Source organism: Streptomyces sp. NPDC034086 (genome assembly GCF_055575515.1).
The window spans coordinates 1-24,113 of record NZ_JBVISM010000009.1 but is presented as its reverse complement, the minus strand read 5'-3'; the positions used below and the strand labels follow the sequence as shown (position 1 = coordinate 24,113).

21 protein-coding genes are annotated in these 24,113 nt (G+C 75.3%); 8 read left to right on the top strand and 13 right to left on the bottom strand.

The window, feature by feature from the left end:
• Positions 1–26 precede the first annotated feature (26 nt).
• Positions 27–1,391, bottom strand: coding sequence for a M20/M25/M40 family metallo-hydrolase (locus ACZ514_RS20750; protein WP_468165825.1), 1,365 nt, complete (start codon positions 1,389–1,391; stop codon positions 27–29).
• A 356-nt stretch (positions 1,392–1,747) separates the two neighbouring features.
• Between ACZ514_RS20750 and ACZ514_RS20745 the strand changes: the two genes are divergently transcribed.
• On the top strand, positions 1,748–2,938 hold the full coding sequence (locus tag ACZ514_RS20745; RefSeq protein WP_468166220.1) for a geranylgeranyl reductase family protein: 1,191 nt from the start codon (positions 1,748–1,750) through the stop codon (positions 2,936–2,938).
• 132 nt (positions 2,939–3,070) lie between these two features.
• Here ACZ514_RS20745 and ACZ514_RS20740 read toward each other — a convergent pair whose 3' ends face one another.
• Entirely contained in the window at positions 3,071–3,529 is a 459-nt protein-coding gene (locus tag ACZ514_RS20740; protein ID WP_469125341.1) for a nitroreductase family deazaflavin-dependent oxidoreductase, read from the bottom strand.
• Positions 3,530–3,679: 150 nt separating this feature from the next.
• Here ACZ514_RS20740 and ACZ514_RS20735 point away from each other — a divergent pair, with 150 nt between their 5' ends.
• Both ACZ514_RS20735 and ACZ514_RS20730 read left to right on the top strand, forming a co-directional pair.
• Complete coding sequence (locus ACZ514_RS20735) at positions 3,680–4,378, top strand: TetR/AcrR family transcriptional regulator (protein ID WP_468700340.1); 699 nt, start codon at positions 3,680–3,682, stop codon at positions 4,376–4,378.
• Between the two features lie 124 nt (positions 4,379–4,502).
• Complete coding sequence (locus ACZ514_RS20730) at positions 4,503–5,459, top strand: spherulation-specific family 4 protein (protein ID WP_468165831.1); 957 nt, start codon at positions 4,503–4,505, stop codon at positions 5,457–5,459.
• A gap of 105 nt (positions 5,460–5,564) precedes the next feature.
• Here the strand turns inward: ACZ514_RS20730 and ACZ514_RS20725 are convergent, their stop codons facing one another.
• Together ACZ514_RS20725 and ACZ514_RS20720 are read right to left on the bottom strand one after the other, a co-directional pair.
• Positions 5,565–6,776: a GDSL-type esterase/lipase family protein gene (locus tag ACZ514_RS20725; RefSeq protein ID WP_469125340.1), complete on the bottom strand. Its 1,212-nt coding sequence runs from the start codon at positions 6,774–6,776 to the stop codon at positions 5,565–5,567.
• A gap of 244 nt (positions 6,777–7,020) precedes the next feature.
• Positions 7,021–7,764, bottom strand: coding sequence for a maleylpyruvate isomerase family mycothiol-dependent enzyme (locus tag ACZ514_RS20720; protein ID WP_468165835.1), 744 nt, complete (start codon positions 7,762–7,764; stop codon positions 7,021–7,023).
• 36 nt (positions 7,765–7,800) lie between these two features.
• On the opposite strand from ACZ514_RS20720, the gene ACZ514_RS20715 reads away from it, so the two are divergent.
• Entirely contained in the window at positions 7,801–8,457 is a 657-nt protein-coding gene (locus ACZ514_RS20715) for an alpha-ketoglutarate-dependent dioxygenase AlkB family protein (RefSeq protein WP_468700345.1), read from the top strand.
• 41 nt (positions 8,458–8,498) lie between these two features.
• Positions 8,499–9,761, top strand: coding sequence for an ROK family protein (locus tag ACZ514_RS20710; RefSeq protein WP_468165839.1), 1,263 nt, complete (start codon positions 8,499–8,501; stop codon positions 9,759–9,761).
• Between the two features lie 97 nt (positions 9,762–9,858).
• On the opposite strand, the gene ACZ514_RS20705 is transcribed toward ACZ514_RS20710, so the two are convergent.
• Positions 9,859–10,404, bottom strand: a complete 546-nt coding sequence (locus ACZ514_RS20705) for an ATP-binding protein (protein ID WP_468700347.1) — start codon at positions 10,402–10,404, stop codon at positions 9,859–9,861.
• A gap of 209 nt (positions 10,405–10,613) precedes the next feature.
• Here ACZ514_RS20705 and ACZ514_RS20700 point away from each other — a divergent pair, with 209 nt between their 5' ends.
• The gene (locus ACZ514_RS20700; protein ID WP_469125339.1) at positions 10,614–11,777 is read left to right on the top strand and encodes a PLP-dependent cysteine synthase family protein; all 1,164 of its coding nucleotides are present in this window, start codon (positions 10,614–10,616) and stop codon (positions 11,775–11,777) included.
• Positions 11,778–11,871: 94 nt separating this feature from the next.
• On the opposite strand, the gene ACZ514_RS20695 is transcribed toward ACZ514_RS20700, so the two are convergent.
• The 5 genes from ACZ514_RS20695 to ACZ514_RS20675 all read right to left on the bottom strand — a co-directional run bounded on the left by ACZ514_RS20695 (position 11,872) and on the right by ACZ514_RS20675 (position 18,208).
• Complete coding sequence (locus ACZ514_RS20695) at positions 11,872–14,334, bottom strand: right-handed parallel beta-helix repeat-containing protein (RefSeq protein WP_469125338.1); 2,463 nt, start codon at positions 14,332–14,334, stop codon at positions 11,872–11,874.
• Between the two features lie 190 nt (positions 14,335–14,524).
• On the bottom strand, positions 14,525–15,124 hold the full coding sequence (locus ACZ514_RS20690) for an Rv1733c family protein (RefSeq protein WP_469125337.1): 600 nt from the start codon (positions 15,122–15,124) through the stop codon (positions 14,525–14,527).
• Between the two features lie 176 nt (positions 15,125–15,300).
• A complete protein-coding gene (locus tag ACZ514_RS20685; protein ID WP_468165849.1) occupies positions 15,301–16,128 on the bottom strand; it encodes an MOSC domain-containing protein in 828 nt (275 codons plus the stop codon).
• 97 nt (positions 16,129–16,225) lie between these two features.
• Positions 16,226–16,765: a DUF6643 family protein gene (locus ACZ514_RS20680; RefSeq protein ID WP_468165851.1), complete on the bottom strand. Its 540-nt coding sequence runs from the start codon at positions 16,763–16,765 to the stop codon at positions 16,226–16,228.
• A gap of 261 nt (positions 16,766–17,026) precedes the next feature.
• Positions 17,027–18,208 carry a glycosyltransferase gene (locus ACZ514_RS20675; protein ID WP_468165853.1) on the bottom strand — a complete coding sequence of 394 codons (1,182 nt, stop codon included), beginning with the start codon at positions 18,206–18,208 and terminating at the stop codon, positions 17,027–17,029.
• A 653-nt stretch (positions 18,209–18,861) separates the two neighbouring features.
• On the opposite strand from ACZ514_RS20675, the gene ACZ514_RS20670 reads away from it, so the two are divergent.
• A complete protein-coding gene (locus ACZ514_RS20670; protein WP_469125336.1) occupies positions 18,862–19,656 on the top strand; it encodes a glutamate racemase in 795 nt (264 codons plus the stop codon).
• Between the two features lie 69 nt (positions 19,657–19,725).
• On the opposite strand, the gene ACZ514_RS20665 is transcribed toward ACZ514_RS20670, so the two are convergent.
• Positions 19,726–20,625 carry an aldo/keto reductase gene (locus tag ACZ514_RS20665; protein WP_468166222.1) on the bottom strand — a complete coding sequence of 300 codons (900 nt, stop codon included), beginning with the start codon at positions 20,623–20,625 and terminating at the stop codon, positions 19,726–19,728.
• A 446-nt stretch (positions 20,626–21,071) separates the two neighbouring features.
• Here ACZ514_RS20665 and ACZ514_RS20660 point away from each other — a divergent pair, with 446 nt between their 5' ends.
• Positions 21,072–22,229: a hypothetical protein gene (locus tag ACZ514_RS20660; RefSeq protein WP_469125335.1), complete on the top strand. Its 1,158-nt coding sequence runs from the start codon at positions 21,072–21,074 to the stop codon at positions 22,227–22,229.
• Positions 22,230–22,292: 63 nt separating this feature from the next.
• Here ACZ514_RS20660 and ACZ514_RS20655 read toward each other — a convergent pair whose 3' ends face one another.
• Together ACZ514_RS20655 and ACZ514_RS20650 are read right to left on the bottom strand one after the other, a co-directional pair.
• On the bottom strand, positions 22,293–23,213 hold the full coding sequence (locus ACZ514_RS20655; RefSeq protein WP_469125334.1) for an ADP-ribosylglycohydrolase family protein: 921 nt from the start codon (positions 23,211–23,213) through the stop codon (positions 22,293–22,295).
• Positions 23,210–23,806, bottom strand: a complete 597-nt coding sequence (locus ACZ514_RS20650) for a TetR/AcrR family transcriptional regulator (protein ID WP_468165861.1) — start codon at positions 23,804–23,806, stop codon at positions 23,210–23,212. The genes ACZ514_RS20655 and ACZ514_RS20650 overlap by 4 nt, the downstream gene beginning before the upstream one ends.
• Positions 23,807–24,113: the final 307 nt, after the last annotated feature.

The window sequence follows — 24,113 nt, the reverse complement described above, 5'->3', positions numbered from 1 at the left end:
GCGTACGAAGGATCCTCCGGCCGGTGTCAGACGGCCTTGGACGCCGCGTAGTTCACCAGGAACAGGGCCTCGGCGACCGACAGCCGCTCCAGCTCCTCGGGGGAGACGCTCTCGTTCACCGCGTGGATCTGCGCTTCCGGCTCGCTCAGCCCGATGAGCAGCATCTCCGCCCCCGGATACAGCGAGGTCAGCGTGTTGCACAGTGGGATCGACCCGCCCATGCCGCTGATCTGCATCTCCTGGCCGTCGTACGCCTCCCGCAGGGCCGCAGCCATCGACGCGTACGCCGGGCTGCTCGTGTCCGCCTGGAACGGCTGGCCCTGGCCCACGACCTCGAGCTCCAGGCGCGCCTTCCACGGGGTGTGCGCCACCAGGTGCGCCTCCAGCAGCTTGATGGCCTCGGAGGTGTCCACGCCCGGCGGCACGCGCAGGCTGATCAGGGCGCCCGCGCTCGCGTGCACCGAGGGGGTCGCGCCGACCACCGGCGGGCAGTCGATGCCGAGGACGGTGACGGCCGGACGGGCCCACAGCCGGTCGGCGATCGTGCCCTCCCCGATCAGCTCGACACCGTCCAGTACCTTCGCGTCGGCGCGGAAGTCCGCCTCCGGGTACTGCAGGCCCTCCCACACCGCGTCCGACGCCAGACCGTCCACGGTCGTCGAACCGTCCTCGGAGCGCAGCGAGTCCAGCAGGCGGATCAGCGCGGCGAGCGCGTCGGGGGCGACACCGCCGAACATGCCGGAGTGCAGGTTGCCGCCCAGGGTGTCGATCCTGACCTTGATCAGGGTCATTCCGCGCAGCGTGGCCGTCACCGTCGGCAGCCCGAGGCGGAAGTTGCCCGCGTCGCCGATGACGATGGTGTCGGCGGCCAGCAGCTCGGGGTTGGCTTCGGCGTACTGCTGGAGGCCGCCGGTGCCCTGCTCCTCCGAGCCCTCGACGATCACCTTCACGTTCACCGGCACCCCGCCGTTGGCCTTCAGGGCGCGCAGCGCGAGCAGGTGCATGATGAACCCGCCCTTGCAGTCCGCGGCGCCGCGCCCGTACCAGCGGCCGTCGCGTTCGGTCAGCTCGAAGGCGGGGGAGATCCAGGCGGCGTCGTCCAGCGGCGGCTGCACGTCGTAGTGCGCGTACAGCAGCACGGTCGGGGCGCCCTCGGGACCGGGCAGAAACCCGTACACGGACTGGGTGCCGTCCGGGGTGTCGAGCAGCGCCACGTCCTGGAACCCCTCGGCGCGCAGGGCGTCGGCCACCCAGTTCGCGGCGGCCCGGCTCTCGCTCTGCGGGAACTGGGCCCAGTCCGCGACCGACTGGAAGGCCACCAGCTCGGTCAGCTCCGCCTTGGCGCGGGGCATGAGCGAGGCGACGGTCTCGGCGATCGGATTCTGGGACATGGGCACGCTCCTCGTGGGTGCGACGTTGTGACGGGTGCCGGGGTACGGCGAATGCAAGGCGAAAGGCTGTCACGATCCTCGCACAGAGGGACGAGGCGGCGGCTCGCCGTAGGATTTCCACGGCATCGGAGCAACCGGGTGATCAGGAGCAGCAGCACATCGTGAGCAGCGACGACGACGTGAACGGCGCGAGCGCAGAGCAGGCCGCTCGAGGGGCGGACGAGGGCACCCCGGCGGAGGCGGCCGGGGAGGCGGCCGGGGAGGCGGCCGGGGAGGCGGCCGGGGAGACGGCCGGGGAGACGGCCGGGGAGACGGCCGAAGGGGCGGCCGCGGAGGCCGCCGAGGGCGCCGGAGAGGTGTGGGACGTCGTCGTGGTCGGCGCCGGACCGGCCGGAGCGTCGGCGGCCCGGGCCGCGGCCGCGGCGGGGCGGAGCGTCCTGCTGCTGGAGAAGGCGGAGCTGCCCCGGTACAAGACCTGCGGCGGCGGCATCATCGGCCCGTCGCGCGACGCCCTTCCCCCGGGCTTCGCCCTGCCCCTCAAGGACCGCATCCACGCGGTCACCTTCTCCCTCAACGGCCGGCTGGCCCGCACCCGCCGCTCGAAGCACATGCTGTTCGGGCTGATCAACCGGCCCGAGTTCGACGCGGCCCTGGTCGCGGAGGCCGAGAAGGCCGGCGCGACCCTCCGCACGGGCACGGCCGTGTCCCGGGTCGAGCAGCACGGCGCGGCCGTGCCGGACCGCCGCACGGTCGCCGTGGTCCTCGCCGACGGCGAGACCGTCCTGGCCCGGGCCGTGGTCGGCGCCGACGGCAGCGCCAGCCGGATCGGTGCCCACGTGGGCGTGGAGACGGACCAGGTCGACCTCGGCCTGGAGGCGGAGATCCCGGTGCCGGAGACGGTGGCCGAGGACTGGAAGGGCCGCGTCCTGATCGACTGGGGTCCGCTGCCCGGCAGTTACGGCTGGGTGTTCCCCAAGGGCGACACGCTCACCGTCGGGGTCATCTCCGCGAAGGGCGAGGGTGCCGCCACCAAGCGGTATCTCGACGACTTCATCGCCCGGCTGGGTCTGGCCGGCTTCGAACCGGCCGTCTCCTCCGGGCACCTGACCCGCTGCCGCAAGCCCGACTCCCCGCTCTCGCGCGGCCGGGTGCTGGTGGCCGGTGACGCGGCCGGTCTCCTGGAGCCGTGGACGCGGGAGGGGATCTCCTTCGCGCTGCGCTCGGGACGGCTCGCGGGGGAGTGGGCGGTCAAGATCTCCGAGGCGCAGGACGCGGTGGACGCGCGCCGTCAGGCGCTCAACTACGCCTTCGCCGTCAAGGCCGGGCTGGGCGTGGAAATGGCGGTCGGCAAGCGGATGCTGGCCGTCTTCGAGGCCCGCCCGGGGTTGATCCACGCCGCGCTCACGGGCCTGCGGCCGGCCTGGACGGCCTTCGCCCGCATCACCCGCGGCTCGACGACCCTGCCCGACCTCGTCCGTACGCACCCGCTGGCGCGCAAGGCGCTGCACCTGATGGACGACCGTGACGCGCGGGGCCGCCGGGGATAGGCCGTCTCTTCCGGATCTCGCCGGTCACGCCCGGGCCTGACCGGCGAGGCGGAGCCGCCCGGCGGGGGTCGGGCGGGCCAGGAGTCGCCCGGCGGGGTCGGCGGGGTCCGGCGGGGTCGGCGGGTCCGGGGCTCAGCGGGTCACCGTGACGCGGAAGACGGGGTGGTCTCCGGCGGCCGCCCTGAGCTCGGCGTCCGTGGACCTCGCGGTGACGCCCTGGAAGAACCGGTTGACCTCCCAGCCCCACTTCTCCAGGTAGGTGCGCAGGACGGCCGCCTTCTCCGCCGGGTCGGTCAGCTCCACGGCGGTGAAGGCGCGGACCTTACGGCCCACGCGCAGCTCACCGCTGCCCGCCGCGCGCATGTTGCGGACCCAGTGGGAGTGGCCGCGGGCCGAGACGAGGTACTGGCCGCCCTCGTGGGTGTGCGGGTTGACGGGGATGCGCTGCATCCGGCCGGAGGTGCGGCCGCGCACCGACAGCTCGGCGGAGCCGGCCACGCTGAGGCCGAGACGGGCGAGCGTGCCGAACAGGGCGTTGAAGCGGACGGCGAAGCGGCCGGCTTGGGCGTAGTACGGGGCGGACGCGTTCATGGGTGGCCTCCGGGAGTCACTGGGAGAGCACTGCTCTCGCTTGAGATCAGTGTGCACGGATCGGCGCACCAAAACAAGAGCAGTGCTCTCCCTATTGAGCGGTGCTCTGGATTTTGGGCACCGCTCTCCGCCCGTGGCACACTGATCCGCATGAGCACCGTGCGAGGAGCCAGGGAACGGGCCCGTATCGAGGTCACCGCCGCCATCAAGGACGAGGCCCGCCGCAGGCTCGCGGCCGAGGGCGCCGCCAAACTCTCGCTGCGCGCCGTCGCCCGCGAGCTGGGCATGGTCTCCTCGGCCCTCTACCGCTACTTCCCCAGCCGCGACGAACTGCTCACCGCGCTGATCATCGACGCCTACGACAGCCTGGGCGCCGCCGCCGAAGCCGCCGACGCCGCCGCCCTCGCCACGGGCGCCCCTCCCCGCGCCCGCTGGACCGCCGTCTGCGCGGCCGTCCGTACCTGGGCACTGGCCCACCCGCACGAGTACGCCCTCGTCTACGGCTCGCCGGTCCCCGGCTACACCGCCCCCCTCGACACGGTCGGCCCCGCCGCCCGCGTCGCCCACGTCCTCATCGGGATCCTCCGCACCGCCTACGAGGGCCGCGGCCTCGCCCTGCCGCCCCTCCCCGCCGCCCTGCGCCCCGAAGCCCACCGGATGACCGAGGACTTCGCCGAAGGCCTGCCCCCGGAAGTGACGGCCGCCCTGGTCGCGGCCTGCGCGCAGCTCGTCGGCCTCGTCTCCTTCGAGTTGTTCGGCCAGTTCAACCGGGTCGTCGAGGAGCGGGAGGCCTTCTTCGCGCACGCCGCCGGGCAACTGGCGCACTCGGTGGGACTGCCCGCCGTATGACAGGGGCATGGTGACAAGTCGCTCGCCTGTTCCTCATACCGATCCGGGTGGTTCGCCGGTCTCCGGGTTACCGCGCGTCTAGTGTTCCTGGGGTCCCGCCACCGCCGCAGCCGGAGGAACAGCCGTGACCCCCGCCCGCGTACTGAGGTCCCTGTACGCCGTCGCCGTGACCGTGCTGCTCGTCGCACCGGCACCGGCGGTGACCGCCTCCGCGAGACAGACGACACCGCCGGTCACGCCGGCTCCCCGGATACCCGGCGTGCGCGGCCTGGAGATCGGCGTACCCGCCTACGTCCGGGCCGACGCCCCGATGCTGGCCGCGCTCACCGCCACCACCCCCGCCGCCTCCGTGGTCGTCCTCAACCCCGGTAACGGAGACGCGCCGTTCGACGGCCGCTGGCGCGCCCGCGCCGACGCCCTGCGCGCCGGGACCACCGCCACCGGCGAGCGGACCAAGGTCCTCGGCTACGTCCACACCGACCACGGCCGGCGGGACCCGGCGGCCGTCAGGGCCTCCGTCGACAACTACCTGCGGCCTTCCGGCGACGGGGACGGCCGGCTGCACGTCGACGGCATCTTCTTCGACGTGGTCAGCCGCGACTGCGGCCCCGGCAACGCGACCCGCGACCACTACGCGGCACTGCGCCGCTACGTCCAGGACGCCATGCACGCCGCCGACCCGGACGTGGACGACCTGGTCGTCAACAACCCCGGCACCGCCATCGCCGACTGCTACCTCGAACCGGGCCACCGCACCGCCGACGTCTTCGTCACCTACGAGAACACCTACGCGGCCTACACCTCGGGCGGCTGGCACGGCAACGTCTTCGACGCCCACGGCACCTACCGCGAGGGCACCGAACTCGACCCGGCCGGCACCGCGTTCTGGCACCTCGTGCACGAGGTCCCCGGCACCGCCGCGATGCGCGCCGCCCTCCGCACCGCCTTCACCCGCGGCGCCGGCTACGCGTACGCGACGAGCGCGGCCATGCCCAACCCGTGGAACACCAGCCCCGCCTGGAAGTACGGCCCCCAGACCGCCTACGCGGCCACCCTGGACGGGACGGACCCCGCCGGCTGACCCGTCCCGCGGGTACGCCGGCCACTGCGGCGGGGAGCCGCGGCCGACGGCCCGGCCGGTCCGCACCGAGGCGCGGGCCGTGCCGGAGGCCGCCGGGGAGATGACCTAAGGCTGCTCTCCGGGGGCGAATGGGCCGTCCGGGGCGAAGGCGTGGGCGGCGAAGCGGTCGGCGATGAGCTGGTGGGCGGCCGGGGACGGGTGGAGGCCGTCGGGGAGGGGGAGAGCGGCGAAGTCGGCCTCGCCGTAGAGGCCGAGCCCGTCGAGGTGGTGCAGGTTCGGGTCGTCGGCCGCGCGTTCCCGCACGATGCGGGCGAGTTCCTCCCGCACGACCCTGAGGGTCAGTTTGCCCGCGGGGACCTCGGCCGGATCGCCCGCGGCCCGGAAGCGGAGCCTGCCCGCGGAGAGTTCGCCGAGGTCGGGGGCGGTCGGGCCCGGCGTGTCCTCGTGGATCGGGCAGAGGACCGGTGAGACCAGCAGCAGCGGGGTGACGGGGTGCCCCTCGCGGATGGTGTCCAGGAAGCCGTGGACGGCGGGTCCGAAGGCGCGCAGGCGCATCAGGTCGTGGTTGACCAGATTGATGCCGATCTTGACGCTGATCAGGTCGGCGGGGGTGTCCCGCAGGACGCGCGCGGTGAAGGGGTCGAGGAGGGCGCTGCCGCCGAAGCCCAGGTTGACCAGCTCCACCCCGCCCCGGGCGGCGGCCAGGGCCGGCCAGGTCGTGCTGGGACTCGCCGCGTCGGAGCCGTGGCTGATCGAACTGCCGTGGTGGACCCAGACCCGGCGGCCCCGGTCCGGGGAGGGCTCGACGGGGGCGTCGGTCCGCAGGGCCACCAGCTCGGTGACCTCGTTGTGCGGCAGCCAGATCTCCACGTCCTTGAGCCGGTCGGGCAGCCCGGAGAAGCGGACCGTGCCGACCGGGCCGGGGACGCGCTCCGCCGACCCGGTGGCCATGTCCACCATGAGGACGTGACCGCCGGGCACCGAGGCCCGGCCGGCCGGCCGGCCGTCGACGAGCAGGTCGTACACGCCGTCGGGGCGCGGCGGGGCGCCCCGGTAGGCCGTCCTGGTGCGCACCGCGTCCAGTTCGACGGCCGTCGCCCGGGTGCGGAACACCAGCCGCACCCCGGAGGGCTGCGCCTCCGCCATGGCCAGCTGCCCGTCGGCGCACTGGGCACGGGCCCGGGCGGGCAGCCGGTGCGGGAGCAGACCGAGCGGGGTGCGTTCGAGTTCCAGGGCGCCGCGCAGCAACCGCTCGTGCACCGGGGTGGTGATCCAGCCGGGGGCGGTCGGGGAGCCGGGAGAGGGAGGGGAGGCCATGGGGGCCAGCCTGCCAAGCCGGTGTCCGGTCCGCACGGGGAATTCCGCCCGCGCCGTCACCCGCGCGCCCCGCGCCCTCACCCGCGCGCCGTCACCCGCGCGCTGTGACCGCCGCGTCGGCGCCCGCGCGGCGGCACCGCCTCCTGCACCGCCCCCCCGGGCCCGCCGGTGGCCGCCCGGCGGCCGCCCGGCCCGGTGTCACCGGGCGGGCACCCGCCGGCTTCCGGGCCGGGCCGTCGGGGGTTCAGATCCCCGCCGTCTCCTGCCACAGCCGGGCCAGCGACTCGTCGCCGCGTACGCCCGGGCCGGCGAGCGGGAGCCGGTTCCACAGGGCCGCGTACAGCCAGGACGCCTCCCCGGTCACCTCGCAGTCCGCCGCCTCGCCGGTGTCGCCGCGTACCGTACGGGCCGGCTCCTTCGACAGGTGGACCGTCCACACCGCGCCCGTGTCCGCCGCCCGGACCCGCAGCACCCGCGGCTCCTCCGTCCGCACCCGGCTGCGCGGCCGGGCGTGGAAGCCGGTCAGCAGCTCGTCCACCCCGTCCTCCGCGAATCCCGGGTCCACCGGCGAGAGGGCGACACCCCGCGCGGACTCGGCGTCGAAGCGGTGCACGGTCGTCTCGTGCGCCTGCCGCCGGGCCCAGAACGCCAGCGGCGACGGCGGCGCCGTCGGCAGGAAGGTCCAGCACGCCAGCCCGGCCGGGGCCTCGGACAGGGAGCGGACCAGTTCCGCGTGCCCCTCCCGGAACCAGGCGAGCAGCTCCGCCCCGGCCAGCTCCGGAGGCTCCGGGAACGGCACCCGCTCCACCAGCCCGTCGCGCACGTACCCGGCGGCCCAGCGGTGCACCGAGCCGGTGTGCCGCAGCAGATCGGCGACCCGCCACTCGGGACAGGTCGGCACCAGGACGTCCGTACCGGCGCGTTCGGCCTGATCGGCGAGCAGTTCGCCCTCCCGGGCCAGGCTCTCCGTGTATTCGGTGATCTTCATGCCGCGAGTCTGCCAGCAGCCTCCGACAATGGGAGGGTGGACGAGGAACTCTTCCCGCGCGAGCGGACCGAGATCGCGCCCGGCGCGGTGCACCTGCCCGGCTGGCTCGGGCCCCAGAGCCAGCGGGACCTCCTCGCCGCGTGCCGTGAGTGGGCCCGCCCGCCCGCGGGACTGCGCACCGTACGCACCCCCGGAGGCGGGACGATGACCGCCCGGCAGGTGTGCCTGGGCCTGCACTGGTACCCGTACGCGTACGCGCGCACCGCCGTCGACGGGGACGGCGCGCCGGTCAAGCCGATGCCGGGGTGGCTCGCCGAGCTGGGACGGCGGGCGGTCACCGCCGCGTACGGATCGCCCCCGCCGGACGCGGAGGCGTACGACATCGCCCTGGTCAACTTCTACGACGGCGACTCCAGGATGGGCATGCACCGGGACGCCGAGGAACGGTCCGGGGCGCCCGTCGTCTCCCTCAGCCTGGGTGACTCCTGCCTCTTCCGCTTCGGCAACACCGTCTCGCGGGGGCGGCCGTACCGGGACGTGGAGCTGCGCAGCGGAGACCTGTTCGTGTTCGGCGGACCGAGCCGGCTCGCCTACCATGGGGTGCCGAAGGTGCTGCCCGGGACCGCCCCGCCGGGCCTGGGCCTGAAGGGACGCCTCAACATCACCCTGCGGGTCGGTGGCCTGGACGTATAGCCGGGGAGGGCACCGCCGCCCGGTCGTGCGAGGATCCCCTCATGAACGGCAACGGGGCCCCGCCGGGGGCGGGGGACGCGGGCACGGCGTCGGCGGCGTCCGCCAGGACCAAGCTGGAGCGCGGCCGCGGCGCGCTCGGCCCGGCGCTGGAGCTCGTGCACACCGGCCGGGCCCCCACCCGGGCGGTGCTGACGGCCGAACTCGGCGTCACGCGCGCCACCGCCGGAGCCGTCGCCGCCGAGCTGGAGGCGCTCGGCCTGATCCGCGTCGACTCCCGCCCCGGCGGAGCCGGCGGCACCCAGGGCCGTCCCTCGCACCGGCTCGCCGTCGACGAGAACGGTCCCGTGGCGCTGGCCGCACAGGTCCACCCCGACGGGTTCCGGGCCGCGCTGGTCGGCCTCGGCGGGCGCATCGTGGCCACCGCGCCCGGCAAGCTCACCGTCTCCGCCGACCCCGCGCAGGTGCTCGGCGCGGTCGTCGACGCGGGCGCCCGGCTGCTCGCCGAGTCGGGGCGCCGGTGCGTCGGCGCGGGCCTCGCGGTGCCCTCGGCGGTCGCGGAGCCGGAGGGCACCGCCCTCAACCCGCTGCACCTGGCGTGGCCGCCCGGCTCTCCGGTACGGGCCCTGTTCGCCGAGTGCGTGAAGGCGGCCGGCATCGACGGACCGGCTCTGACCGGCAACGACGTGAACCTCGCCGCGCTCGCCGAGCACCGGCACGGCGCGGGCCGCAGCGCCCAGCACCTGCTCTGCGTGGCCACCGGGCACCGCGGGGTGGGCGGGGCCCTGGTGCTCGACGGCAGGCTGCACAGCGGGAGCGCGGGCCTGGCCCTGGAGGTCGGCCACCTCACCGTCAACCCGGAGGGGCGGGCCTGCCACTGCGGCAGCCGCGGCTGCCTGGACGTGGAGGCCGACCCGCTGGCCTTCCTCACCGCGGCCGGCCGTACGCCGGGGCCCGAGGTGTCGCTGCTGGCGCAGGCCCGTGACCTGCTGCGCGCCGAGTACGCGCAGCCGTCGGTGCGGGCGGCCGCCGAGGAACTCATCGACCGGCTCGGACTGGGCCTCGCGGGCCTGGTCAACATCCTGAACCCGGACCGGATCATCCTCGGCGGACTGCACCGCGAGCTGCTGTACGCCGACCCGGAGCGGCTGCGGGCGGTGGTCGCCGACCGCAGCCTGTGGGGGCGCAGCGGGGGCGTGCCGATCCTGCCGTGCACCCTGGACCACAACAGTCTGGTCGGCGCGGCGGAGCTGGCGTGGCAGCCCGTACTGGACGATCCGCTGGGGGCGCTGGGCGCGGCCGCCTGAGCCGGGGGCCGGGCCGGTGTGCCCGGCGGGGCGGGGGTCCGGGCGGGGGTCGGGGCCGTGGTCCGGTCCGGGGGCCGGGCCGGTGTGCCCGGGGGAGTCAGCCGGGCCCGGTCGCGGCCGTGACCGACGCCGGCACGCCGGTCCCGACGGCCCGGGCGTCGACGGCGGCGAGCACCGGGCGCGCGGGTCCGCGTACGGTCTTCTTGACGCCGATGCTGACCGTGCGCGTCGGCGCCGCCGGTGACGGGGCCGCCCGCATCGAGAACCACACCACCTTGCCCGGCCCGTCCGGCCGGTGCCGGGCCCCCCAGGCCTCGCTGACCGCCTCGACGAGCGCCAGTCCGCGCCCGCAGGTCTCCAGACCGTCGGCCGCCCGGCGGACGGGCAGCCGCGGATCGCTGTCGTGGACGGAGACGGTCAGGCGCCCGAGACGGAATTCGATCTCGACCGTGCACGCCTTGTCGGGCTGCGCGTGGCGGTGGACGTTGCTGAGCAGCTCCGTCACGCCGAGCGCAGCCCGGTCTATGAGCGGGTCGAGCTGCCAGTGGCGCAGTTGCGCGGAGACGATCCTGCGGACCTGACCGATCCGCGCTGGCAAGGCCTGCAGTTCGACGACGCAGTGCCTGCGGGAATGACTGATCACGGCTGCGACTCCCCGACATCATTGTTACGGGTGCTGCACCCTCGGTGACGCGAGTACCAGGGTCACCCACCGTGGCTCCGCCTGCAACCGAACGCGGCGGAATAGGGCCGAAAGCGATCCGCATGGAAACCCAAAGCAATCATTTGTGCAGGTGAGGGGGGTACATTGCGAAAGGAGGGGGCCCTGGAACCGACAAAGGAGCAAGGCGCATGAGCACCACCGGCACCACCGGTACACCGGCCTCGAACACGGCCGGGAGCACGGTGACGACGACGGTCGACGTCGACCGCAGCGACGCCGACTACCGCGCCTGGCTCAAGGAGGCCGTGCGCAAGGTCCAGGCGGACGCCAACCGCTCCGCCGACACCCACCTGCTGCGCTTCCCGCTGCCCGAGGCGTGGGGCATCGACCTGTACCTGAAGGACGAGTCCACCCACCCGACGGGCTCCCTGAAGCACCGCCTCGCCCGCTCACTGTTCCTCTACGCGCTCTGCAACGGCTGGATCCGCCCCGGCCGCCCGGTCATCGAGGCCTCCAGCGGCTCCACCGCCGTCTCCGAGGCGTACTTCGCCAAGCTGATCGGCGTCCCGTTCATCGCGGTGATGCCGAGGACCACCAGCCCGGAGAAGTGCCGCCTCATCGAATTCCACGGAGGCGCGTGCCACTTCGTCGACGACCCGATGAAGATGTACGAGGAGTCGGCCGAACTGGCGGCCCGCACCGGCGGCCACTACATGGACCAGTTCACCTACGCCGAGCGCGCCACCGACTGGCGGGGCAACAACAACATCGCCGAGTCGATGTACCAGCAACTGCGTCTGGAGCGGTACCCCGAGCCCGCCTGGATCGTGGCCACGGCCGGCACCGGCGGCACCTCCGCGACCATCGCGCGCTACGTCCACTACATGCAGCACGACACCCGCATCTGCGTCCCGGACCCGGAGAACTCCTGTTTCTTCGACGGGTGGACCAACAACGACCCGCACGCGAGCAGCGACTGCGGCTCGCGCATCGAGGGCATCGGCCGGCCGCGGATGGAGCCGAGCTTCGTGCCGGGCGCCATCGACCGCATGATGAAGGTGCCGGACGCGGCGTCCGTCGCCGCCTGCCGCGCCCTTGAACAGGCCATAGGACGCAAGGCGGGCGGCTCCACCGGCACCGGACTGTGGAGCGCCCTGAAGATCGTCTCCGAGATGGTGGCGGAGGGCCGCACGGGCAGCGTCGTGACCCTGCTGTGCGACCCGGGCGACCGCTACCTCGACAAGTACTACTCGGACGAGTGGCTGGCGGCCCAGGGCCTCGACATCGCCCCCTACTCCAAGACGATCCGGACCCTGCTGGAGACCGGCGACTGGCGCGAGCCCGAGGCCTGAGCCGGGCGGCGGGGCCCGGCCGGGCGCGGGACGCGCCGCGCGCGTGTGCCGCGCACCCCGGCCGGCCGGCCGTTCGACCTCCCCGCCCACGCGGTCAGCACGACGACGGCAGGGCCGGCAGGTCCTCCGGGAACAGCAGGGTGAGTTCGTCCTTGTCCGGGTCCGCCAGCTGCGCGACCCGCCCCGCGTGCCGCTCCACCATCGCCTCGAAGGTCTGGCGCGCGGTCCGGCCGTTGCCGAAGGCCGGGCCCTTGGGCAGCTCCGTGAAGTACTTCAGCAGCGCCTCCCCGGTCCCCTCGCCGAGCCGGTACTCGTGCTCCTCCGCCTGCTGCTCCACGATCCGCAGCAGTTCGGGCGGCCCGTAGTCCCCGAAGGTGATGGTGCGGGAGAAACGCGACGCCACCCCCGGGTTGACGGTCAGGAAACGCTCCATCTCCTCCGTGTACCCGGCGACGATCACCACCACCGCGTCCCGGTGGTCCTCCATCAGCTTCACCAGCGTGTCGATCGCCTCGCGCCCGAAGTCCCGGCCCGAGTCCTCCGGGGCCAGCGCGTACGCCTCGTCGATGAACAGCACCCCGCCCCGTGCCCGGTCGAAGGCCTCTTGCGTACGGATCGCCGTGGACCCGATGTGCTCGCCGACCAGGTCCACCCTGGACACCTCGACCAGGTGGCCGCGCTCCAGCACCCCGAGGGAGGCCAGGATCTCCCCGTAGAGGCGGGCGACGGTCGTCTTGCCCGTACCGGGGGAGCCCGTGAAGACCAGGTGCCGGCGCACCGAGGCCGCCTTCAGGCCCGCCAGCTGCCGCCTGCGCCCCACCTCGATCATGTCGGTGAGGGCCCGCACCTCGCGCTTGACGCTGTCCAGCCCGACCAGCGCGTCGAGCTGCCCCAGCACCTCGCCCGAACCCCGGGGGGCCGGCGCCGCGCCCGGCGTCCCGGCCGGATCCGGCACCTCCCCGGCCCGGGAGGCCGGCACCCGGTCGGCGGGCCGCCCCGCCGGGCCCTGTACCACCGTGGCCGTACGCTGCCCCCCGCCCGGCGGCGCCCCGGCGGGCCCCCCGCCCGCCGCCCGCTCCGCGGGCCCCGTACCGGCCTCGTCGCCCGTGCACCCCTCGGCCAGGGGACCGTCCTCCGCGAACTCGTAGCCGCCGCGCGCACAGCGCTCGGTGTGGCACCGGGTGAGCGTGGTGCGGCAGCCGTCGATGACGTGGAAGCCGAAACCGGCACTGCCCGTCACCCGGCACGCCGTGAACGTGCCCCGGCCGCCCGCCGACACGTAGAACCCGGCCTCGGCGGCGGAGGTCACCGCGCACCGCTCCAGGGTGGGATCGGCGCCCTTGGTGACGATCACGCCCGTCTGCACGGCGTCGATGGTGCAGTCGGCCAGGGCGCCGCCGCTGCCGTGGTCACGGAACCACGCCCCGGTGCCCGCCTCCCGGATCCGGCAGTCGTCGAGCCGCGCGCTCGCTCCGTCGCTGACCGAGACGGCCGTGTTGCGGACCTGCGACAGATCGCTGTCGACCACGTCCACGCGCGAGCCCCGGTCCAGGACGAACAGCGCGTCGGGCACGTCGTGCAGGCGGCAGGAGTCCAGCGAGGCGGTGGCCCCGTCGCTCACCCACACCGCCGGATAGTCGCCCGTACTGTCGTGGATCTCGCAGGACTCGGCGTCCACCCTGGTCCCCGGGTCCCACACCGACAGGCCGTTGCGCCCGAACCGGCGCACCGTGGTGCGGCTGAGGGTGAGCACCGAACGGGAGCGCAGGTCGACGGCGTTCTCCGGGATGTCGTGGATGTCGCAGCCGGTGAGGGTCAGCACCGCGTCGGTGTCGAGGGTGACCCCGTCGGCGGACGTACGGTGCACCGCGCAGTCGGTGAGGCGGGCCGCCGCGCGCGCCGCGACCTGCACACCGGCGCCCTTGACCTCGTACACCTCACATCCCAGTGCCTCAAGGCCCGAGCCCTCGCCGGTGACCGAGATGCCCGCGCCCACCGCGTGGTGGATCCGGCAGCGCTCCAGGCGCGGGTGGCCGCCGCGCACCGAGACCCCGGCCTGCCCGGCGGCGACCACCTCGCACTCCTCGAACACCCCGCCACCGCCGTCCAGGACGGAGATCCCGACCCCCGCCGGATTCTCCACCGTGCACCGGCGCACCAGGGGCCTGGCCCCGCCGCGCACCTCGATGCCGGACGCCGACCGGGTGTGCACGCGCAGCCCCGTGAGCTCCGGTGAGCCCTCCTCGACGAGCAGGGCGGGCGCCGTCCGGTCGGCTCCCTCCAGGTACAGGTCCTGGACCACGGCCGAAGCGCGAACGGTCAGCGCGACCCCGTCGAGCGGGGCGATCCGCACCGACCCGGCCACCGCCCCCTCGGGCCCGCGCAGGGTGACGGCATGACGCAGGACCAGGTTCTCCCGGTAGGTGCCGGGGGCGATGGACAGCACGTCGCCGTCGCCCGCCACGGCGAGCGCGGCGGCCAGCGTCGGATAGTCACCGGAGCGGCGCCGCCACCGCGAGGCCCCGCCGTGCGTCACCTGGACCGTGCCCTGAGCCATCGTGCTGTCGTGCCCCCACCCCTGTACTCGCGCTGCCGGACCGGTCGGAAGCGACTGAAGCGACTGAAACGACCGGAGTGGTCGAAGTGGTCCGAGCGCCCCGGGAGTTCCACGGCCGCCGGAGCCGCTCCCGCGACCGGACCGGCCTCCGGCTCCACCGTAGCGCGCATGGGGCCGGTGAGTGACCAGGTCAGCTGCCCGCGCCCGTCCGGCCCCAGTCGGGCCACGCCGCCGCCCACGCCCGGTCCAGCCGTATGTACCGCCGATGCATGAGCCGGCGTACGACCAGCCGGCGGACCGTCTCCGCGAGCGCGGCGGCGGTGAGCGCGGCCGCCAGACCGGCGGTACCCGCGTGGAAGGAGGCGGCGGAAGGGTCGAGCGGCTGCCCCACCAGCCTGCCGCGGATGTCGGTCCATACCCGGAACCGGTCGCCGGCGCGCGGCGGTTCCTCCGCCGCCGGAACCGTGCCCTCGTGGTGGCTGCCGTCGGGCGCGGTCCAGGAGGCCACGATCCGGGTCCGCTCGGGTGCCTGCCGCTGCGCCGACGGATCGGCACCCGTGCCCGGCGCGGACCGGACCACCACCGCCGGGACCAGGTACCGCTCGTGCCGCTGCTCGCGCGCGGCCCGCTGCAAGGTCCCGTCCACCTGGCGGCCCGCCGCCCAGCCGACGGCCGGGGCCACCAGCAGCACGCACACCAGCGCGGTGAACGCCACCCACGCCTCGAAGAGATCGGTCGGCCTGCGCAGCGGATTGCGCCGCCAGCGCCACACACCCATTGCTGTCCGCACGGTCCGGCTCCCCCTGCCCCATGCCCGGTCTTCGTCTTCCTCTGCCGTCCTGAATGCTCCAACGGCCCTGCGCGGCCCGTTGGTTCCAGTGAACGCCAGGAGCCCCCCGAAGGTGTCATTCCGTCAGCCCGCCGTGGTCAGCGGCGGGGGCGGGGGCTCCGGGCGCGGCGGCACGCTCACTCCAGGACGCGTACCTCGTCGCCCACCCGCACCGTGCCCGTGACGACCGGCACCAGCTGGCGTCCGAAGGCCAGCGACTTCCCGATCCGGCGGTGCTTCGCCAGGGTCTTCAGCGGTTCACGGCCGCGCTCCGCGGTCCGCTGGTCGGTGGTGGTCACGATGCAGCGTCCGCACTCGCGCACCCCGCGGAACACGGCGTCGCCGATCGCGATCCGCCGCCAGTCGTCCTCGGCCCACGCCGCGGCGGGGCCGCCGACCACCAGATTGGGCCGGAAACGGTTCATGGGCAGCGGTCCCTCCTCGGGGTGGTCGCCCTGGGCGATCAGCGCGTTGAGGGCGTCCAGCGAGGCGCTGGTGGCCAGGAGGAGGGGGTAGGCGTCGGCGAGGCTGACCGTCTCCCCCGGCAGCGCGTACTTCGGGTCCACGGGCCGCCGTACGGCCGGATCGTCCAGGTGCACGAGGCGCGCGTCCTGGCCGAGGTAGGCGGTGAACCACTCGGCGGCCGCGGCCGCCGCGACCACCGTCTTGATCTCCTTGCCGAAGAGCACGACCGGCTCCAGCGGGCCGGACCGCGGCACCTCGACCACGAGGGCGGGCATGCCCGGTCCCGACAGCTCGACCCGCCCGCCCGGCAGCGGCCGCGCCGAGGCCAGCGCCAGCCGCGCCTGCTGGCGCTGGGTGATGACCGCACCGGTCGTGTCGATCACGGCCCAGCGGCGGTCCCCGGCCGGTCCCCAGGGCTCCACGGCCATCTCGTCGGGCGCGGCCCCCGCCACCGACTTGACGGGATGGACGTGGAGTGACTGGACGTACAAGTTCGACATGGGGGCATTGTGACAGCTGCCCCCGCCGGCCCCCCAGGGACCGTGTGCAGGGCACACGGTGCGCGGGACGCCGGCGTCGCGGTCGGCGGGCGCCCGGTCAGTAGCCCCGCTGCTGGTACGGGCGGCCGTACGGGTCCTCGTACGAGGGGACGCCCGCCGCGGACGCCACCGGGGCCATGGGCGCCACGGGGGCCATCGGGCGCGGAGCCGCCGGGCGCATGGCCTCGTACCCGGTGCCCATGGCGGCCGGACGGGGCTGCTGCGGCTGGGGCTGCGGCGCGTAACCGGCCCGGCCCGCGAACTGCTGCTGCTGCGGGATGTAGGGGGCCGGCGCGTGCTGAAGCGGAACCGGCATCTGCTGGGGCTGGGGCATGGCCTGCTGCGGGTACCCGTAGCCGTACGCGGGAGCCGGCGGCTGCGGCGCCGCGGGCGGCAGGGCGGGCATGGACGAGGCGAGGGCCGGCAGGTAACCACCGCTCGAGTAACCGGCACTGGGGGACTCGTACGCGGCCGGAACGCGGATCGGGGCGATCTGCGGAGTGCCGCGTTCGGCGACGAGGGAGTCGTAGATGGGGGTGTCCGGGAAGGAGGGCGCGGAGTAGTAACCGCCGCCATAAGTGGAGCGGGGGGAGGTCATGGGAGACAAGTTAAGCCCACGGCTTCACCGGGTCCATAGCCAGGCTCCGCCAACACCGCCCTGACCTGCATATTCCCAGGTCAGGGCCACAGCTTTCCCATCGCGTCCACCTGCACGATTCGTCACGTGCGCCCCGGCTTGATGCTACTCGTACTCGCCGGTTGGCCTTTGCACGCACATGGAAGTGACGGAGCGTCACAACACGGTGACCTCGGATGACGCTTCCTCAGGAGGGCGAATTATCCGTTTCCGCCCGAAGCCTCAGGCGTCGCTCGGGCGGGCGTAGGTGCGGCCCTTCCACGCGGCGCCGCGCCCCCGGTAGTGCTGGACGGCCGAGTCCACGGTCATCAGGAGGTACAGGAGCGCGGTGAGCGGCAGCAGCGGAGCCAGCACGGGCGACTGCCGGTAATAGCGCAGCATGGGCAGGTACGTCCCCGCCATCAGCAGCCACGCGAGGCCCCCGGCCCAGGCCGTCGCGGTGCCCACAGCCGAGGCCGGCCCCGCCAGACCCGCGAACAGGGCCGCCGGGGGAACCACGTACACCAGCACCAGTCCGGCGACCGTCCCGGCCAGCAGCAGGGGCTGGTGGCGCAGTTGGGCGTAGGCGCTGCGGGACACCATCCGCCACAGGTCCCCCAGAGCCGGGTACGGGCGCACGCTGTCCACCCGCTCCGCCAGCCCCAGCCAGATCCGCCCCCCGGAACGCTGGACGGCGCGGGCCAGGGAGACGTCGTCGATGACGGCCTGCCGGATCGAATCCGGGATCCCCGCGCGGACGGCCGCCTCCGTCCTCAGCAGCACGCAGCCGCCGGCGGCCGCGGCGGTGCGGGAGGCGGGACGGTTGATCCGGCGGAAGGGGTACAGCTGCGCGAAGAAGTACACGAAGGCCGGTACGAGGAGCCGCTCCCAGAAGCCGGCCACGCGCAGCCGGGCCATCTGGGAGACGAGGTCGAGGCCGGCGCTGGTCGCCGCGGCGACCAGCTCGCGCAGGCTGTCGGGCTCGTGCGCGATGTCGGCGTCGGTGAGGAGGAGGAACTCGGGCTCCCGGTCCGGGCCGGTACGGGCCCGGGCGATGCCGTGGCGCAGCGCCCACAGCTTGCCCGTCCAGCCGGGCGGGGGGTCCGCGGGGGTGACGACGGTGAGCGGCAGCCCCGGCTGCTCGGCGGCCAGCCGGCGGGCGAGGTCCGCCGTGCCGTCGGTGCTGCCGTCGTCGACCAGGACGATCCGCGCCTCGCCGGGATAGTCCTGGGCGAGGAGGGAGGGCAGGCTCCGGGGGAGCACCTCGGCCTCGTCCCGGGCCGGGACGACGACCGCCACGGTGGGCCAGCGGGCGGGGGCGGTGCGCGGGGGGAGGCGGACGTCGGTGCGCCAGAACATGCCCTGGGCGAGGGTCAGCCAGAGCCAGGCGGCGAGGGACGCGCAGGCGGCGAGGAGGAGGCCCATGACGGCAGTGTCGCCGAAGCGGCGCCGGTGCGGGGCCGTCTTCCGGGCAAGCGGGATCCCGGGCGCGTCGGGGCGTCCTGCGGGCGGGCCGGATCCAGAGCGGCGAGGGGCGGGACGGGGCGGGAACGGCCCGGGTCCGGCGGGGACGGGGCGGGCGGGCGAAGCCCGGCACGGCGGGCGGCGGCGGCCGGTACCTGGGTGCCGCGGCCGGTACCGGGGTGCCGCGGCCGGCACCGGGAGCGGCGCCGGCTCCGCGCGGGCCTTGCGCGGCCCGGCCGGCCCGCTACCGGGCCCGGCCCTGACGGGTCCGGAACCGGACGGCCTTCGGCCCTGCCGCGCCGGGCCGGAAGGCGGCACCGTGCGGGGCCCGGAAAGCGGCCCGCCCGGCTCGGCCCGGAACCGGGTCCGGCCGTGCCCTGCCCGCCCTGCCCGCCCTGCCGGGCCCGGAACCCGGACGGGGCGGGGACCCGGGCCGTGTCCCCGCCCCGGTGTGCCGTGGCCGCCGGAACCGGACCTCGGCTCGGGGCGGCCGGGCCTGGGCCGGGGTCCCGTGCTGGTGAGGGCCCCGGGAGGGGCCGCAGGGACGCGCCGCGGGCCGGGTGCGAGAGGCGCGGGTTCACCGGTGCGGTGGGTAAGTCGACTAAGGTGACCAGGTGAAGATCGCGCTCATGGACTCGGGAATCGGCCTCCTCGCTGCGGCCGCCGCGACGCGTCGGCTGCGGCCCGACGCCGACCTGCTGCTGTCCTCCGACCCGGACGGGATGCCCTGGGGGCCCCGTACGCCCGCCGACCTCACCGAGCGGGCACGTGCCGTCGCCCGGGCCGCCGCCGCGCTCGGCCCGGACGCGCTCATCGTGGCCTGCAACACCGCCTCCGTGCACTCCCTGCCCGCGCTGCGGGCCGAGCTGGAGCCCGGGATCCCCGTCATCGGCACCGTGCCGGCGATCAAGCCCGCCGCGGCCGCCGGAGGGCGGGTCGCCATCTGGGCGACCCCCGCCACCACCGGCAGCCTGTACCAGCGCGGGCTGATCCGCGACTTCGCCGCGGGGGCCCGCGTCACCGAGGTGCCCTGCCCCGGACTGGCCGACGCCGTCGAGGCCGGTGACGAGGCGGCCGTCGCTCGCACCGTCGCCGCCGCCGCCGCGCTCACCCCGGCCGACGTCACGGACGTGGTCCTCGGCTGCACCCACTACGAGCTCGTCGAGGAGGCCGTCCGGGCAGCCCTCGCCGCCCGCACCGGGGGAGCGGAGCTGAGGTTCTACGGTTCCGCCGAGGCCGTCGCCGTGCAGGCGCTGCGCCGCATCGGCCTCGAGCCCGCGCCGGAACTGCCCCCCACCGGCGGGCTGACCGTACTGCACAGCGGGCGGACCGCCGCCCTCCCGGACGCCGCCCTCACCTATGCCGAAGGCCGGCTCCTCGCGGACCTGGAGCGGGTCCACCAGCACTGAGCCCCGCCGCTTCCCGGCGCCCCGCCGTCCCGCGGCTGCCCGGCGCCCCGCGGGCTCCGACGTCGCGGGTCAGGCACCGGCCCCGCGGGCCGGCAGCGCCGCCTCCAGCTCGGCCAGTTCCGCCGCCTCGAGTTCGATCTCCGTGGCGAGGGCCGAGTCCTGGACCGACGCCGGACGGCTGGCTCCCGGCACCGGGACGACCCTCGGGGAGCGGGCCAGCAGCCAGGCCAGGGCGATCCGCTGCGGGCTGACGCCGCGTCCGGCCGCGACGCGGTGGAAGGCGGTCCCCGCGGAGGTGGGGCCGGACGGGCCGTCCAGGGAGCTGCGGGAGATGCCGCCCAGCGGGCTCCAGGGCAGGAAGGCCAGACCGAGCCGGGTGCTCAGCTCCAGCTCGGGCTCGGCGTCGCGGACCGCGGGGGAGTACTGGTTCTGCACGCAGACGAGCGCGTCACCGAGGATGGCGTGGGCCTCGCGGATCTGGCCGCTGGTCACGTTGGAGATCCCCGCGGTGCGGATGGTGCCGGCGTCGAGGAGTTCGCGCAGGGCGCCGACCGATTCCGCCCAGGGCACGCCGGGGTCCGGCTTGTGCAGCTGGTACAGGCCGATGGATTCCACCCCCAGGCGCTTGAGGGAGGCCTCGGCGGCGTGCTTGAGGTGGGCGGGGGTGCCGGTGACGGTCCAGCCCCCGTCGCCGGTGCGGCCCCGGCCGCCTTTGGTGGCGACCAGGACGTGGGAGGTGTCGCCGCCGTAGCGGGCCAGGGCGCGGGCGATGAGGAGTTCGTTGTGGCCGCGCTCGCCGGGGTGCCAGTGGTAGCTGTCGGCCGTGTCGATGAGCGTGACGCCGGCGTCGAGGGCGGCGTGGACGGTGGCGACGGCCCGCGCCTCGTCCGGGCGGTTCTCGATGGACAGGGGCATGGCGCCCAGGGCGATCGCGCTGACCGTGGTGCTTCCCAGCGGGCGGTACTTCATGTGCGTCCGTTCTCCGTTCTCCGGTGTCGGTGTCGGTGTCGGTGTCGGTGTGGGTGCGGGTGCGGGTGTCCGTGGCGGCGGTGCGCGCGACCGGAGCCCGCGGGGGCCGGCGTGGCGTGTGCGGCGGGGCCCCTGCCGGGGCGCCGGGCCGCGCGGTCCTCATCCTGGGCGGGTACGGCAGGCGCCGGAAGTGCCGGATCGGTGGACACGCGTGAAGGGAAACTGTCGACCGGTGCCTGCCGGACCGGGCGGCCGGAACTCCCTGAGGAGACGGACGGCGAAAGGCGGTGACGCCGGACCTCCCGGGCTCGCATACTGGCCCTGTGATTGCCTACGCCAAGCACCTTCCCGCCGGGGTGATACCGGCAAGTGATGTGCGGACATGGGGCGTCGAGGAGTCCGAGCGCTGGCGAAAGGCCCGGCCGCCGGTCATCTTCGCTCCGTGCGTGGTGAGTTGGGTTCTCGCCGCCCTGGTCACCGTCTCACTCGTGCTGGCCCTCCGTGACGGGGGGCCGGCCGGTCCGGTGGGCACGTCGTGGCGGTTCTACCCGGCGGCGGTGCTGCTGGTGGCCCTGCCCCTGTGGTACCGCTTCCTGCCCGCCGCGGCAGCCGTGGCCGCCGCCGTGCTCGTGGCGGAGTCGGCCGCCGCCGTCGCGCGGGGCCCCGCGGCCGTCCTCGTCCTTCTCCTGGCCTCGTGGGCGCTGGCCGGGTCCCTGCTGCGGCTGTGGTCCCGGCGCAGGCAGGAGCGGCTCTTCCTCGAGACCGCCGGGGCGGCCCGCTTCCCGCTCCCCGACCGGATGCCGCACGGGCAGGAGCGGCGCGGCAACAGGCGGATCATCGGCGGGGCCGTCCTCTGCCTCTTCGCCGCCGTCGTCCTCCTGGACGGTCTCCTCGACGACCTCGGGACCGACCCCGGCGACCATCCCTACGACGCCGTCGGCCAGCAGTGCCTGGCCCTGGTCCTGGTGGTGCTCGGGAGCACCCTCCTGGGGCGGGGCTGGGCCGCCGACCGGGCCACGCGCCGCCTGTACTCCGGGGACCAGCCGGTGCGGATCGTCGGCGTACGGATCTCCCCCTCGGGGCACTTCTGGCTGCTGCCGGACGCCGACGACACGACGGGCCGGCCCCTGGTCTGCTACCGCCCCCGGGACGGGGACACCCTCGGGGGCCCGCGGCTGCTGGCGGCGGGGACGGCGGGCCTGCCCCGGGGCGGGCTGCACGACGTCGACGCCCGCGCCGAACCCTTCGAGGCGCTGCTCCAAGGGGTGCCGCGCGAGGGCGGCGAGGTCATCCTCGAGTACGCCGTCCACGAGGACTACCGCGGCATCTCCGGCCAGGTCGCGGGCGTGTCCCTGCATCCCCGCCGCCGGCACGGGCTCGGCCGCTGGCAGCCGGCCGGGTCCTCCTACCGCGCGTCCGCCGAGGGAACCCGCAAGCGGGAGGAGGACCGCCGCAGGGAGCGGGAGCGGCTGCTGAAACAGGCCTCCCGCGGTACGACGAAGGCGAAGCGGGCCACGGCCTCCGGGACCGCCGGCACCACCGGGGCGGGCGGCTGCGGGGGTGGCTGTGGCGGCGGCTGCGGCGGCTGCGGGGGCTGCGGCTGACCCCGCCTCCCCGGCGGGTCCGCAGCCGCCGCCCGCGCTCGGCCGGACGGGCGGAGGCGGGCCTCAGCCCGCCTCCGCGAGCCGCCGGGCCAGGTCGCGCAGCGCTTCGGCGTCCAGCACGCGGTCGCCGAAGCCGGGCAGCGGCACGTGCAGCGGGTCCGTCCACCGGGCCGGGACCGCCGCCTGCCCGTACACGGCGCCGGCCAGCGTCCCGGTCACGGCGGCGACCGTGTCGGTGTCACCGCCCAGGTCCACGGCGGCCCGTACGGCTTCCGCGAACCCGCCGGCGCTGCGCAGGGCCCACACCGCCGAGCCCAGGCAGGGCCACACCGCCCCGTTGAACTCGGTTGCCAGCCCCGGATGCCAGTCGGGGGCGAGCACGCGGGCGTACCGGTCGCGGTGGTCCGGGTGCACCGCCTCCAGCGCCTCCGGGAGCGCGGCTAGCGGGTCACCGCCGTCCAGGGCCACCCGGACGAGTTCGTGGAGGACGGCGGTGCCCTCCCAGGCGGCCCGGTCGCCGTGCGTGAGGGCCGCGAGCCGCCGGGCCGCGTCCATGGAGGCCTCCCGGCCGGCGGCCGCGAAGTACACCGCCGAGCCCGCGGCCCGCATGAGGGAACCATTGCCCGCGGCCCGGGCGTTGACCTGGAAGTGGTGGGCGGCGGCCAGATCCCAGGGCAGACCGTTGGACAGTACGTCCTCGGTCTGGAGCCCGATGTCCTTGGGCTGCCCCGCGGCCCAGCGCTGGAAGCGGCCGAAGACGTCGGGGAGTTCGAGTCCGCCGTGCTCCAGCAGGGACTCGGCGACGAGGACCGCCATCTGGGTGTCGTCCGTCGCCTCGCCCGGATCCCAGCCGCCGCCCCCGCGCATCTCCGCGCCGCACGCGCTCAGTTGTCCCGGGGGACCGAACTCGTACGGAGCCCCCAGCGCGTCACCGGCGGCCGAGCCGAGGACGGTGCCCACGGCCCGGTCCAGCCGGGCGGTCACCGGGCCTCCCCGCCGCCAGGGCACACGGTGGCCAGCAGGGCCCGCGTGAAGCCGTCCAGGTCGTCGAGCCCGGCCGCGGCCAGCGCCTCCGGGGTCCCGGCCAGCAGGTGCGGGATCGCGCCGTGCAGGGCGAGGGTGAGGGCGCGTGCCTGCTCCGCCCCGGCCGGGAGGCCCGCCCCGGCGAGCAGGGCCCGGTACGTCGCGAAGTCTCCGGCGGCGATCGGGTCCAGCAGCCCGGCCAGCCAGGGCCGCCGGGTGGCTTCGGTCCGCAGCTCCAGGTAGGCCAGCAGGCGCGGTTTCCCCGGCCCGGCCACGTCCCGCAGCAGCCCGGCCAGCAGCGACGCCAGCCCCGCCCGGTCCGAGGGGCCCGGCCCGGCGGCCGCCAGTGCGGCGGTCAGGGCCCGGTACTGCTCCAGGCAGCGCTCGGCCACGGCCCGCAGGAGCGCGTCGCGGGTCGGGAAGTAGTTCTTGGCCGTGCCCAGCGGCACGTCCGCGGCGGCGTCGACGGCCCGATGGGTGAGCCCGCGCCCGCCCGCCCCGGCCAGCACGGCGACGGCCGCGTCGCGCAGCCGGTCCCTCCGGTCCTGATTCACCTTGCCAGGATAACCACAGCCGTGGTACCACGAATGAGGTACCACGGCTGTGGTGGTGCGGTTCGGTCGCCGCACGTCCGACGGATCGAGGGGGCGCGTCATGGCGCACGACAGGAACGACGGGAACGACGAGAACGACAGCGACAAAAGGGACTGCCCGAACGGCACGTACGACCCGAACGGCGAGAACGGGGAGCGGCCCGGCCGCGGGCAGGGGGGGCGGTGGGGCCCGGGGGGTGGGGGCGGTGGAGGGGGGGTGGGTGTCCGGGGGTTGGGGGGCGTTATCGCACCATGAGGGTTCCTCCAC

What these genes read in the sequence shown, in the direction of transcription:
- ACZ514_RS20685 (WP_468165849.1), bottom strand. Translation starts at nt 16,128, where the DNA reads ATGTCGAACTTGTACGTCCAGTCACTCCACGTCCATCCCGTCAAGTCG.
- ACZ514_RS20750 (WP_468165825.1), bottom strand. Translation starts at nt 1,391, where the DNA reads ATGTCCCAGAATCCGATCGCCGAGACCGTCGCCTCGCTCATGCCCCGC.
- ACZ514_RS20680 (WP_468165851.1), bottom strand. Translation starts at nt 16,765, where the DNA reads ATGACCTCCCCCCGCTCCACTTATGGCGGCGGTTACTACTCCGCGCCC.
- ACZ514_RS20725 (WP_469125340.1), bottom strand. Translation starts at nt 6,776, where the DNA reads ATGGCCTCCCCTCCCTCTCCCGGCTCCCCGACCGCCCCCGGCTGGATC.
- ACZ514_RS20735 (WP_468700340.1), top strand. Translation starts at nt 3,680, where the DNA reads ATGAGCACCGTGCGAGGAGCCAGGGAACGGGCCCGTATCGAGGTCACC.
- ACZ514_RS20720 (WP_468165835.1), bottom strand. Translation starts at nt 7,764, where the DNA reads ATGAAGATCACCGAATACACGGAGAGCCTGGCCCGGGAGGGCGAACTG.
- ACZ514_RS20740 (WP_469125341.1), bottom strand. Translation starts at nt 3,529, where the DNA reads ATGAACGCGTCCGCCCCGTACTACGCCCAAGCCGGCCGCTTCGCCGTC.
- ACZ514_RS20665 (WP_468166222.1), bottom strand. Translation starts at nt 20,625, where the DNA reads ATGAAGTACCGCCCGCTGGGAAGCACCACGGTCAGCGCGATCGCCCTG.
- ACZ514_RS20695 (WP_469125338.1), bottom strand. Translation starts at nt 14,334, where the DNA reads ATGGCTCAGGGCACGGTCCAGGTGACGCACGGCGGGGCCTCGCGGTGG.
- ACZ514_RS20700 (WP_469125339.1), top strand. Translation starts at nt 10,614, where the DNA reads ATGAGCACCACCGGCACCACCGGTACACCGGCCTCGAACACGGCCGGG.
- ACZ514_RS20675 (WP_468165853.1), bottom strand. Translation starts at nt 18,208, where the DNA reads ATGGGCCTCCTCCTCGCCGCCTGCGCGTCCCTCGCCGCCTGGCTCTGG.
- ACZ514_RS20710 (WP_468165839.1), top strand. Translation starts at nt 8,499, where the DNA reads ATGAACGGCAACGGGGCCCCGCCGGGGGCGGGGGACGCGGGCACGGCG.